Annotated in this window: 9 protein-coding genes and 1 pseudogene; 5 read left to right on the top strand and 5 right to left on the bottom strand. The window is 53.0% G+C overall.

Translation table 11 applies throughout. The features are described from left to right. Window positions 1–608: 608 nt before the first annotated feature. Window positions 609–908 (bottom strand): annotated as a pseudogene (locus ACPOL_RS30525) (transposase); the annotation flags it as partial. Between the two features lie 1,770 nt (window positions 909–2,678). Further along, window positions 2,679–3,323, bottom strand: coding sequence for an IS6 family transposase (locus tag ACPOL_RS30535; protein WP_275066527.1), 645 nt, complete (start codon window positions 3,321–3,323; stop codon window positions 2,679–2,681). 235 nt (window positions 3,324–3,558) lie between these two features. On the opposite strand from ACPOL_RS30535, the gene ACPOL_RS33830 reads away from it, so the two are divergent. Next, window positions 3,559–3,723: a hypothetical protein gene (locus ACPOL_RS33830; protein ID WP_161557670.1), complete on the top strand. Its 165-nt coding sequence runs from the start codon at window positions 3,559–3,561 to the stop codon at window positions 3,721–3,723. Between the two features lie 147 nt (window positions 3,724–3,870). On the opposite strand, the gene ACPOL_RS30540 is transcribed toward ACPOL_RS33830, so the two are convergent. Continuing rightward, window positions 3,871–4,776 carry a leucine-rich repeat domain-containing protein gene (locus ACPOL_RS30540; protein WP_150133194.1) on the bottom strand — a complete coding sequence of 302 codons (906 nt, stop codon included), beginning with the start codon at window positions 4,774–4,776 and terminating at the stop codon, window positions 3,871–3,873. 33 nt (window positions 4,777–4,809) lie between these two features. Then, the gene (locus ACPOL_RS30545) at window positions 4,810–6,705 is read right to left on the bottom strand and encodes a leucine-rich repeat domain-containing protein (RefSeq protein WP_114211161.1); all 1,896 of its coding nucleotides are present in this window, start codon (window positions 6,703–6,705) and stop codon (window positions 4,810–4,812) included. Window positions 6,706–7,040: 335 nt separating this feature from the next. Between ACPOL_RS30545 and ACPOL_RS30550 the strand changes: the two genes are divergently transcribed. Further along, complete coding sequence (locus tag ACPOL_RS30550) at window positions 7,041–7,619, top strand: hypothetical protein (RefSeq protein ID WP_114211162.1); 579 nt, start codon at window positions 7,041–7,043, stop codon at window positions 7,617–7,619. A gap of 191 nt (window positions 7,620–7,810) precedes the next feature. On the opposite strand, the gene ACPOL_RS33835 is transcribed toward ACPOL_RS30550, so the two are convergent. Next, on the bottom strand, window positions 7,811–7,984 hold the full coding sequence (locus tag ACPOL_RS33835) for a hypothetical protein (protein WP_161557671.1): 174 nt from the start codon (window positions 7,982–7,984) through the stop codon (window positions 7,811–7,813). A gap of 279 nt (window positions 7,985–8,263) precedes the next feature. On the opposite strand from ACPOL_RS33835, the gene ACPOL_RS30560 reads away from it, so the two are divergent. The 3 genes from ACPOL_RS30560 to ACPOL_RS30570 all read left to right on the top strand — a co-directional run bounded on the left by ACPOL_RS30560 (window position 8,264) and on the right by ACPOL_RS30570 (window position 12,257). After that, window positions 8,264–10,507: a CHAT domain-containing protein gene (locus ACPOL_RS30560; protein ID WP_114211164.1), complete on the top strand. Its 2,244-nt coding sequence runs from the start codon at window positions 8,264–8,266 to the stop codon at window positions 10,505–10,507. A gap of 76 nt (window positions 10,508–10,583) precedes the next feature. Then, window positions 10,584–11,804, top strand: a complete 1,221-nt coding sequence (locus tag ACPOL_RS30565) for a tetratricopeptide repeat protein (RefSeq protein WP_114211165.1) — start codon at window positions 10,584–10,586, stop codon at window positions 11,802–11,804. Then, complete coding sequence (locus tag ACPOL_RS30570) at window positions 11,805–12,257, top strand: hypothetical protein (RefSeq protein WP_114211166.1); 453 nt, start codon at window positions 11,805–11,807, stop codon at window positions 12,255–12,257. It begins immediately after the preceding gene. The last annotated feature ends 589 nt before the right edge of the window (window positions 12,258–12,846 follow it).

The following is a 12,846-nucleotide window of genomic DNA, read 5'->3' on the forward strand; positions in this document are numbered from 1 at the left end:
CTCGGCGGCGTATCTCTATTCATTCCTCGGCCACAACCCGACCCTATACGGAGGTTTGCTGAATCTTGCCATTTGGCAGCTTGTGAGAAACATGGAGAACTTATTAGCAACAGCATGCAGACGACAAGAGGGCAAAAACTTAGCGGTTTTGCTTTTCGCATTCGTATCTCTTCCTTGAAACCAGATTTTATTCGGGCCCAAATACGAAGAAGCGAATTTTAGCACGCAACAACAACAAATTATCGAACTTTATCCAAGCCGGTAAGGCGGCTCTTCCGGCACGCGGGGATATTGATCGTTTCGATGGGCACGCCGGCGTCGGTCCACAGCGCGACACCGCTTCCCTTCTCGTCGAGCGGCTGGAGCCGCATGCGCACCTTCTGCGCGCCGTAAACGCCATGCAGCTTCTGAGAGGTATGAATCCGATGAAGCCTGCCGCTCCTGTCACCAAATAGGGGATGACCTGCCCCCAAAAAACTGTACCAGTGGTAGCTGGAGTTCTCTCGTAATGTAGACGGGAGGATTTTGTATGAAGAAGAGCCGTTACACGGAAGAGCAGATCATCGGGATCTTGAAGCAGCATGAGGCAGGAGTGAAGACGGCGGAGTACCGGTCTTGATGATCCCATGGGCCACACGTACCATCTTGGCAGCCACGGCGACATACGCCATGCGCTTGCGGTCGGCACTGGCGGGATCACGCCGGAGATATCGTTCGAACTTGTCTTGGAAACTGTTCTCACGCAGCCTGACAGCCACGGTGGCCGCCATCCAAAAGGCGCAACGGAGACGCGCGTTTCCGTACTTCGACAGCTTGGTGGTTCCCCGGAACTGTCCCGACTGCTGGGTCGAGAGATCGAGACCACAGAACTTGAGGACCTGGCGATGATGGTTGAAGCGGCGGAGATCCTGCTGTTTTCCATGCTGCTGAAAATGAATGGGTTATTAAACCTGCTCGCCGCTTAACGTACGTAGCGTTCCCTTTCTTGAGGTGCCCCCGTTTTGCACTTGGTCTATCCGGTCGAGATAAGCTCGGCGTGGTTCATCCGTCAAGAACCGCCCCTCTTCACATCCATTCCCCCGGACACAGCACTTGTGAAAATGATCTAACGTTCAAATGCCCGCCAAGTCCTGGTTCTCGGTAACTTCAAGTTCAAAGAACAACCGCCCGAGCCGAACCCAAAAGAGCTTAACGTATTGGAATTAGCCTCAACAGTAGGTGTATAATAGCGGGCATTTCATCGACCACGATGAATAACTAAGTTCTAGTGAGGTGAATAAACATAATGAAGATTATCGGCTGTTTATTCTTCATCTCTTTGTCTGCTGTGTTAGCTCAAGCTCAAAGTTCTCCAGAAGATACGGCATCGGGGTCGCAGTGCGGCCAGATGACATTTTCACCCAAACAGAAAGCGCCAGCTACCGATCAGCCAGCATTTGACCCTAATGATCAGCGCTTCTTCGCGGTTGCAGGATTTCCCCCCCTTCCACAGGGCTGCCGCTACACGGGAAACAGCGCGTGTGGAGGCACCGGTGTAGACCTACAAGGACATTCACAGACCTGCGATAGACACTCTCGCTTTTTCACATGGGTATGCAATGTCCTCGGGGCCCAAATTCAAAACAGGGGATGCAAAACATCTCCGGACTGCGGCTAGTGTGACTGAGTACTCACCTGTTTTACTGGGATAGGAAGACTGTAAGACCACTGATAGCCGTTGAACGCAGTGCCCACGAGACCCACACTTAGTGGTCCCCGACTGCCTGCAATATATACAGATTGCACGGATGCGGACTGAGCATGAACTGTTTGTAAATGCGCTTGGCCACAAAGATACAGAAGGCACAAGGCTATTACGGTAAGTATTCCTTTTGTATAAACATCCACTCGCATCATTTTTTCTCCTTTACCCGCCTCTTGTGAGACCTACTCTTTACTTTGATTCTTAAAAGTAGCTGATCAAAGAAGGCCTCAAAAAGGGAAATTTATGTACGCCGCGATCTCCCAATGCTGAACCGCTGGGCTTTGCATCCTGAGACCTCTGAATTAAAGAGCTGGGTGCAACGGATGGACGCCGTGTGTCACGCATGTGGCGGCCTTGGGGAAGTGCATCCAGTTTATTAATCGCGAGCCTCCAAAGAAAGTCCCGGGCAGCCCGGCAGCGCCTGAGACATCCGTTACATCGGATCGAGCGAGGCGTCGCTAAACCCGTATCCGTTAGCTTCAAAGCTAGCGAACCATAGTCGGACGACTCCCATTGGGAACCACGCCCGCGTGTACTCTCCGAAACCACCGGTTTAGACGGTAGGTTCCCTTCCCTGCACGCCCTTTATGCAGCCATGCGTTCCAGCGCGTGTCCCCAAAGGGTGAGTTTTGACCCATGCCTTCCCTACCCTATTTCCAACGGCTTGCGCGGGTCACAAGTCAAGGCAGTAATTGGCGAACAACTACGGCTAACCTTACGACCCTCTCTAAACTACAGACTCCAGGTATCATTAACGGCCACGGCAATCTCTTGCTCAGACGCGAGGTAGCGTTTGGTCGTCTGAATCGACGAGTGGCCAAGTAGGAACTTGATCTGCTCGAGGTCGCCGCCCGACTTCCGGCAGAGTTTCGCACAAGTCCGGGCTCTGTTGCATTAACTTCACAGGTCGCAGTTCACACGGTGGACCGCTCGATCAGGCAGCGACAGCGAAGATGTCGAACAGCTTGTTTACGAATCGGATCTCCTCTTTGACGCGCGGCTTACAGGTGAGGCAATGCCCTCGACGGATCATACGCATCACTTCAAAACCCTTGATCGTAGCAGCCGCGGTCTTCATCGTCTGAAAGCCTCGGGTGGGTCGGATGACGCGCTTGAGGGCGCCATGGTCGGCTTCGATGATGTTGTTCAGGTATTTGCACGTCCGATGTTTTGTGTCTGCAGACAGCTTGCCCTCGCGCTGTAGTCGGCGGATTGCTTGCGGGTAGGAACCGAGTTGGTCGGTGGTGATCGAGGACGGTGGCCAGTGGCGCATGATCGTCAACGCTTTTCCCAAGAAACGATGGGCTGCCCGAGTATTGCGGCGATCTGCCAACATGAAATCGATCAAGCGGCCGTGCTTGTCGACGGCCCGAAACAGGTACCTCCACCGACCGCCGACCTTCACATACGTCTCGTCTACGCGCCAGGAACCGGTTCGGTAGCCTTGGTACCAGCGCACCCGTTTCTCCAATTCAGGCGCATAACGATGCACCCAGCGCATAATCGTAGACGGGTCTAGTTCCACGCCACGCTCCTGCATCATCTCCTCCGAACGCGAGGTCGCTGCACTTTCCCGCAATGGCCGGGAGCTGAATCTCTATACCTCCGATGGCTCACTGAAGCCGGAGACGCAAAGCCACACAGTCCAAAACCAAACGACCCAAAACCCTGTCGCTCTCCCCCAGCAACCGCAGTTCGAGGCCCCAGCAGCCATCGCACCGCAGCTCGCAACCCGCATGGGACGGTAGTGACCTACCCCGCACCCTAACGGTTCGCCAGGCATCGTCAACTAAAGGGGGTGAAAAGCTGAGGCGATGAGAGCACCTGAGAACTACGGCAGACACCGTTTTCCAATGAAGTGGCAGAGCGGCGACGGGGATGTCCCCTTAGAACTCACCGTCTGTATGAGCGGAAGCGAGATACTGGCGGCGTCAGCAGTGCTGCCTGTGTACGTCGGCAGTGATGGAGTGATGGAGTGACCTGCGAGGCAAAGAGCCGCTATGCTGAAGGTAGAAGGTAGCCACGCCCTCGTTTAGAACGGATGTGCCCGTCACGATGGCACCGTGTCTAAAGATCACCGAGCCGTTTGGCGATTGGGCGTGGGTTGGCACGGCGGCGCTCAGCAATCACCACTCAGGCCCACAAGCTGGCGAATACCGCGTGAAGTCGAATCCTGACTTATAGGTGACCGAGCTTGGAGCGGGGCAACCTACCACATCCTTGTGCTCAGCATAGCTGTCCTTTATGGATTCGACGGTGAGCGTATCTCCGTATAATTCCACTATCATCGCAGGAACCTTCGTTAGAAGGGCGTCCAATTGCTCTTTCTGTGCAGGATTGCCGGTGATAATAACCCTTTTTCTCAACGTCTCATCAAGCAACCCAAAATCCTTGATCTCATTGTTCGAAATGTCAAATATGCCCGGCGTAGACAAGAATGTCTCAAACCCGGAGAGCCTTTCTATCTTGTTGCTAGATAGATGTACCCACAATAGGTTGGGCAGATTACCGATCGGAGAGATGTCACTAATGCTGTTAAAATCGGCCCACAGTTCTCGCAAGTCCCCCAACGCCGCTATGGCATGTATGTCGTTAACTTGGTTATCTTCCATTCTTAGGGATTCTAAGTTTGATAATGCGGGGAGCTCCGTTATGTCCGAAATGTTGTTGAGCGATACATCGATAGCTTTTAAGTGACTCAGATGCCCCACACCCGAAGCCGTCGTCAATCCATTTCTGCTTATGTCTAGTGACTCCAAGGCATGCATATCCTGCAATAATTCCAAGTGGTGGAAGTTATGTCCCGATAACTGCAGGCCATGCATCTTTTTCAGTGCGCGATCGTACATCGTACAATTGAAGCCTTCCACGTTCCCAACAAAAGAAGCTGTAGCCGTTTTCAGAGAATCAACATCTGCAGAAAGTCCGTCGTCATCCTTTTTAGAAGCATCACTTTGAGTGCAAGCCTGTAGAAACGTCTGAGCAATTAACGACGAACCTGTGCCCATTATGATAACCGCAATGAGAGCCATTCTGAGTTTCTGACACATGACGGCAGGCCTTCCTTACTCATCGGCAAAGCAGCTATAGTCTGCAATTAGAACTCTCGCGTCTGCAAGTCCGTTCGTCTGTATCACTACGAGTCCGGGCAGTCGCTCCTTGAGGGTATCCACTTCCGACGGTGGCACAAAATTGCGTTTGATGCTCAAGCAACCCAAGCGCGACGGCGGCTTCAACATCTGAAGAGTTTGAACGTTATTGCCCTCGATATCTAAAAACCGCAGTCTAGTCAGGGAGGCCACCGGAGTAATATCTGTTATCAAATTGTTCGGCACCGTCAAATCATGAAGGAGCGGCAGCGTCTTTATTGGACCAAGATCCTGGATACGATTGTCTGCCGCAAACAATGAGGTCATTTCGGTTAGGTCTGATAATGGTGCGATATCGGATATTTGATTATGGTCGAGGTTCAAATATTCTAGGTCCTTTAAGGTGCGGAGAGCGCTTAAATCCTTGATCCTGTTCTTGCTCAAGCTCAGCCTTCTCACATGCACTAGGCTGGCCAGTGGGCCGCTGTCCGATAAGCCTTGGTCTTCGAGCCAAATAATCTCTTTACGTGCCAGCAACCGCTCATAGATAAGACAGTCCAACTCATCAATTGGCACTCCGGCAGTGTCGACAATATTTATTAGCGCGTTCACTGTTTGTCGAAGGGGGTCTTGAGGATTCCTTGTTAGAGCTTCAGAACAAAATGTCCTAAAGGATTCCGCGACGAGAAGCGAGTCATCTACATCAGCAAGCTTCAACTTGTCGACAGTGTCAGGGCATTCGATCGGCTTGTTATAGCACACGTCTGACGCTTGTCTTTCCAGTGCCAGATTACCCCTGGCGACCTCAAACGCCTTCGTAAGGGAGTCCTTTCGTGCAGCGGACGTCGACAGATCACGAAGGCGGTCAGCGGCGAGATATTGGCGATAGGATCGCTCAAAATTCTTTGCAAGCTGCGCCCTTGCGTTTTCAATAGATAATTTTAAGCCCGGATACTCGGGGCTGAAGATTCCCTGAGAAGGATACGTGGATAGTACATACTCCATGTCTACGGGGCCTGGTTTGACCCCAGGTGCTAACTGAGACGGAAAGCCTTTGCTTGTGTCCTTAGCGTAAGTAATCGCGCCCTCAAGAACGGAAGCGCATGCCTCGAAAGTTCCCAATGTGCATTGCACAAACTGATGGACGGAATCATCCTTGGTTCCAAAGATGTCTGTTACTTTGCTTGGGTCGCCACCTATCTGAAGAGCGCTAATAGTAACCTTTACATCTTTCCCGAAGCTCTTGCTCGCCGTGGATAGAGTTCCTTCAATTCCCGCCATCGGTCCTGACACACTAAACTTTGCGCTAAAGTCTTGTTGCTGGGCTGCTGACCGAAAGTCAATTCTGATTGAAAAATACAGTTTGGCGCCCTTGCGTATTTGCGAGACGAAGCTGTCTCCACACGCTTGATTCCAGCGCTCAAATTGCTTTCCGTCATATAGCGGTTTGGCAAATTTGGTGAATTCGATCGAGTCTGAGGTGAGTTTTTCATACGGGAAAAGGTATTCAGCTCGATAGATGGAAGAAATTGAAAAAGATGAGCTGACCGATCGAGAGTTGAAACGCGCCTCGGCACTCCCCTCGTAGACGCCAAACCGGGCATGTGCTCCAAGCGAAAAGCCGAGGTCATTAGCAAGTTCAGACTCTGAGATTTGCTGGTCCAACGCAAAGCTCGACGATGACGTCCCGGTAGGCTCGGAGATGCCCTTGAGACACTCGCCGCTGAATGCTTGCGTGTCGGAGTGATATGCCGTACCAAGTATTGCCGTCTTGCCGGTGGCAGAGACTACCGTATCGCTACATCGAGCTGAGGTCGAGAGGCTGATAAGACCTAGAAAACAGCCAATAAAGACTGAATAATTGTTGGGCATCCAAAACCCCCAATCTTCAATTAAGGTCGTTGGCGGATGATATCATGCGGCGGTATAAATAGCAGTCTTCTGGGTGCAAAGATTTTCACTGAGGAGATTGGTTAGGATAAATGGTCGCCGATCGTAATTGCTTAATGAACGCCTTGCTCCGAGTGACACAGGTGCTCCGCATGGTCGGACATGCGGTTCACAAAACCCGGCGAGAGGGTTCCGTCATGCGTCTTGGATAGTCACGCTATATAAACGGCAATATCCGTTATTTGGCGCGCGACTTTATTGGTAAGGTCCGGCCGCCATCTGTTAATCTCAATCCCGAATCGAAAGGGTCGTCAGCAATGCACATCAACGCTTTGGCTAAGTTCGTGGTGCTTTCACTGTTTACCATGTGCGCTTCTTTATCTTTTGCTGATCCCCCACTTTGCGGACACGCAACATGGACCGAATGTAGCGGACTCGTAAAAGATGCGGTTGATAAGGACGACGGCTCCAACCTTCAACGTCTTGTGGGGTACGCTATGGAGTGGAATAGTTCTTATGCTGCCCGATTCGATCACCTCCGCAAAGGAGGCGTGATTGAGCCTTCCTTTCCAGATTCAGAGAAGATCTACGAAGCCGTTAAGGACAAGCTCGACCCACGCTCAATTGCCAAAGATAAGGCGAGAGAAGTTCTCATTAAGAAGCTGCTTCCCCGGGTGGCTTTTATTGTCGAATGGTCGTCCACACCTTTTGCTGAAGGGCTTAAAGTCTTTCTGAGTTCTTCCGAGACAGCGTCCGATTATGACGAACTAAGACTGGCAAACGACGATGTTCAACGGTCAATAGAAAGGAAGCTCGGGCCATATCTACAGTCTGACTGGAAGGCTACCCTGAACGCTGCAATTATTGAGGCGGCCCCAGAGCTCCGTAATCCCTAAATAAAGAGGAAGCGCCAGAAGCACCCGAGCAGAATAAGCCCGCCCTGGTCGGCTTTCGCGCGGTCTACGTCTTCGACAGATTATTGCTGTTTTGAATTATGCAGATTTGGAGATAGTGGGTCACGCAAGGGACGCCTCTTAACTAAGGCTGAGGGACGGAATCACGGGTCTTTCCACTAGGTCGCCGATCACTACTCGCCGTCGCGCTCGACGATGTCCTGGCTGCGTAGTCCGCAGCCGAGCAGGAGGGTCAGAAGAGCGTGGTCGCACTTACCGATCAGCTTATCCTGGTCAGGCACGGCGAGGAGCTCTTTCGCCTGATCGTGGTCGAGCCAATTCCTCTCCGCGTCCCTGCTGGCGCACATTGGGTACATCGGTGATCGAGACCGCGGCCTCGGAGTCGAGTATCACTCACATTAGGGTGTTGTTCCCTCAAGAAATATTTGAAGACACTCCGGCGGTCGGATATTGGCCGCCTAGCCCGAGGGTGACTAAACGTTTTTAATGGTCGGCAGGATGTAGCGTGTGGAGCGGCGACCTCAGCCGTCAATATGTTCGGTATATTTAGCAGATCGTTTGCTGAACAAAAGACAATAAATTTACTTTCTATGTATCACTTGCAGTGAAGATCGTGGAGTACTCGAATGGAAACAACCGCTCCCGTTACAACCCTGCGCATCGCTCATCTTACCGGCAGCGATCCCGCAGCCTTCCATGTCGTACGCCTAAGCGACGGTAAGACGGCGCTACCGACAACACCGTTATCTCCAGTTGGATTTCCTGTCGATGGCCGTCCAGACAGCGATTTGCTGCGTGAGCTCCAATGGTATTTGGAGTCCTTCCTCGACTATCCATTCTTCCCGGAGGTTGAACGTGCTGAGAATGTTTTGCATGCATTGCGCAGCTGGGGAAAGCAAGCATTCTCGACTCTTTTTGAAGAGCGTACAGCCGGACGTCTCTTTGAGGCCTCCACTGCCGACGACTATTCCTCGCTTCATCTGCAGATTGCCAGCGACGACCCGCGTATTCTCGCTTGGCCCTGGGAGGCTCTGTGTGATCCGGAACTAAGTTGGCTTGCACAGACATGCCAAATTGAGCGTCGCTTGAACTTGGGTCGGGATCCACAGCCACTCTCCAGTTCTCTGCCCAAGGACCGCGTCAACATCCTGCTCGTTGTTGCGCGTCCCTTCGGCGACTCCGATGTAAAGTTCCGTTCCATAGCCCGGCCGCTTATGGATCTTATTGAAGGCGACCGCTTACCGGCCCATGTTGAGTTGCTCCGGCCGCCAACATTCGATCAGTTGCGCAAGCATCTGGGTGAACGCCCGGGCTACTACCACATCTTGCACTTCGACGGTCACGGAGCTTACAGCGCGAATGGCAAGCAAGGGTCCATCCACATGCTAAGGGAGTCCGAGGGCACGCTTGTATTTGAAACCGAAACCGGCGGTCCGGATGAGATTGGTGCCGACAAACTCAGCGCCCTGCTTAAACAGTACGCGGTTCCTGGAGTGGTGCTCAATGCCTGCCAATCAGCCATGGTGGATGCGGGCGGCATAGATCCATTTGCCTCCGTTGCAACCGCCCTTCTTCGCTCAGGGATGCGTGACGTGGTTGCGATGGCTTACTCGCTGTACGTTGGCGGAGCTCAGCAATTTCTCCCGAGCTTCTATCGTGGTCTCTTTGAGCAAGGCAGCATGGCCAAAGCTGTCCGGCTCGGACGTCAGCAAATGTGGACCCACGACAAACGAATTTGCGCGCGAGGAAATTACCCTTTGCAGGATTGGCTTCTTCCCGTTTTGTACCGACAGGACCCGCTTGATTTCTCATTCATTGCCGGAGAAGGCAGGACCCAAGCACTTCGCGAATCAAAACTACCGGACGATCTGCGACTGAACAAGGACCCATACGGCTTCGTGGGGCGGGACAGCGCCATTCTTGCCATTGAACGCGCTATGCGTCGGCCTCCGGCCGGGATTTTGGTTCAGGGTCTCGGTGGCGTGGGCAAGACAACTCTCGCGAAAGGCTTCCTCCAATGGCTGGACTCGACTGGGGGCCTAGGCAATGGCTGTTTCTGGTTCTCATTTGAAGAGATTCGCAGCGCCGAATACGTCTTCAACCGGCTCGGAGAAGCACTCTTCGGTGGCCAGTTCGCAGCCTCGCCTGCCGAGCAGAAGATCAGAGCCCTGGGGGATAGGTTCCGGAGGCACCGCTTCGTCATCGTTTGGGATAACTTTGAATCTGCTGCCGGAATACCTGACACTGCGGTTACGGAGAATCTCACCGATGCGGATCGTCAACTCCTCGCGCTCTTTCTCGATGAGCTGCGCGGCGGCGCAAGCAAAGTTCTTATTACCAGCCGTTCCACAGAAGAATGGCTCGGTTCACACCGGCGCTTTTTGTTGCGTCTGGGTGGGCTGGATGGAGAGGAACGCTGGGAGTATTGTGATGCCATCCTCCGCGATCTAGGATTGACCATCGACCGGGAGGACGCAAAGCTGGTTGAGCTAATGGATCTATTGGGCGGTCATCCTCTGGCTATGCGCGCAGTTCTCCCCAAGCTTGAGCATTTAGAGGCTACGGAAGTGACATCTGCCTTGCGCTCAAATATCGCCAGCCTCAAAGCCATTCAAGATCCAGATTTTGCCGCTATTCTTGCGACACTTCAGTTTGTCGACCAATCACTCCCTCTGGAATTGCGGCCGCTTTTGGTCATATTGGGCATGCATGAAGGCTACGTAGCTTCAGACTACCTGGAGGCAATGGCCCGAAGGGTTGATCAGACGTCGACCCGAGCTAGGATCAACCGGTTGATGTCGGCTTTGACCTCCGCTGGCCCCTTCTCCGAGAGATCCGCCAGGCGATCTATCAAATGCATCCTCTCCTGACTAGCTATCTCCGATCGACCGATGCAGAGGAACCCGAAGCTGCAAATCGCGAAGCATCGACTTCAAGCCTTTATGGATGTCCTTGCTTTCCCAGCGGTTCGACCTTATTACAAAAAAACTACACGAACAGCGACCTATTTTTCAAACTTACGGTCAGAACTTCTATCATGCTCTCAACCAAGCCCAGAGCCGGGGGGCGCAGCTACAGATCGTCGCCTTCACCGAGTTCCTAGCCGCATTCGCTCGGAACAGCCGCAACTTTAAGGAAGCCGAAAGACTGTATAAGCGCTTGGCGGAGCATTCCATCGAGTTAGAGAATGAAAGACTTGAGGCGATTGCTTATCACCACTTGGGAATTGTCGCCGGCGAGCAGCTGGACTACGCAACTGCAGAGAAATGGTATTTCAAGTCGCTCGAAATCAAAGAACGACGTCGTGACGAGCCCGAGGCAGCAAGCACCTACCATCAACTCGGAACGGTCGCACTTGAACGACGGGACTTTCCACTGGCGGAAAAATGGTATTTGAAATCTCTCGAAATTAAGGAACGCCTACGACAAGAGTATGGTGCTGCTTTGACTTACAACCAGTTGGGAGTAGTAGCACAGAAGCAGGGAGAATTTGGTAAGGCTAAGGATCTCTACCTAAAGTCGCTCGAAATTAAGGAGCGGCTGGGCGACGAACATAGCGCCGCAACGACTTATCACCAGCTTGGAATAATTACACAGAGGCAGCAAGATTTGCGAGCGGCGGAAAAGTGGTTTTGCAAGTCTATCGAAATTGATGAGCGACTTGGCGAGAATGATAGCGCCGCACGCGGCTATTACCATCTGGGGATGGTCGCCCGGGAGCGGCAGGATTTGGGCGCTGCTGAGAGGTTTTATCTAAAGTCGCTCGAGATCAAGGAACGCTTGAACGATGAGCACGGCGCCGCTGTGATTTACAACGAACTAGGACTGGTCGCCCTAGCTCACCATGACCTGAGTTCGGCAGAAAAGTGGCACCTCAAGTCTCTCGAAATTACTGAACGACAGGGAAATAAGGATGTTGCCGCCATGAGTTACGGACAACTCGGCATACTGGCAGCAGAGTGGGGAAATTTCTTAGAAAGCGGGAAATGGATGCTCAAATCTATCGCAGCCCACATTGATGCAGGCGATAACCATCAAGCGACAATATCCAAAAGAAACTACCTTGTCCTCTTCCGCATAGCCCCGGCGGCCGACCGCATCCAGCTCCGTGCCTTGTGGGATAGTGCCAAACTCAACGAGCCTTTCTTTAATGGAAGAGGGAACTGAATGAGGACGAAAGAGAGAATCAAGAGGCTTGGCCAGACTCAAGCCGCGGAAATCCTTGAAACGATCGCTCGATACCGCCTCGCATCCGGGCCGCCCCTGGAGCTAACCCCTCAGTTGCGCGCACAACTCGCTTCAACATTCGGCCTGCTCGGTGCATCGCTTCCAACGGTTTCCGAGGGAGAACTAGCCCAGCAAGCTCTTATGGTCCTGTCGGAAGATCCCGCGACGGCCGTCGCCATCAGTACCATGGTAGATCAGCCCATCCGTGTGGCCCAGAAGCTCGACTTGGGTGCAACCATCGCTCTTACAACGGCGGTATTGGTTGTTTTACAAACGCATTACAAGTTCGAACGCCACACCAACGGCACTTGGACTCTCAAACTGGAAAAAAAGCCTACTAGCGAGCTACTCCTCAAGACCCTAGTCCAAAAACTACTCGGATACTCGAAGTAGATCACGCGATGGGGCCCGGGCCTTAGCGCGCTCCCCCATCTCACCCTGCCTGGCTACCGGCGGTGGGGCGTTGATCTACCTGCATAACATCAGCCGAACGGTCTCGAAAACTTTCCGATTGGCGATGCTCAGCGAACCCCCCGAGGCAGGGAGGGGACACTTCAAGATAGGGAAATTTACGTACTCTAGTGCGCCGGGAGACCGGAAAGGAGTATCGGGTGAGAGTCCCGTGCAGTGAAGGAATAGCAAACCACACTGGCCCCGAGTCATGCGTACTGCATCGCGAGGTGCAGGATGAAGCGTTGACAGGGGAGTCTGTAGGCCAGCCATTGAGCCGCGAAAGCGATAAATCAGTTCAGGGAGCCGCCGCCGTTAGCGTGGTGGAAGGCAATATCGACGGGCGCGATAGTGCGAGTGCCTGCTCGGCCCTGCGTGGTCTTAGAACCTGGCATGCAGAGACGCTCTTTATCCGGAACCGGGAGATCTCCGGCCTGATCGCTCTGGATGTGCCGGAGCGGTCCGCATCGGGAAGACGAGGAGTCGAAGCCGATGACGCACGGGCCGGAGAAGTCAGACCTTTCCATAGTAG

The organism is Acidisarcina polymorpha (assembly GCF_003330725.1).
Classification (GTDB): Bacteria; Acidobacteriota; Terriglobia; order Terriglobales; family Acidobacteriaceae; genus Acidisarcina; species Acidisarcina polymorpha.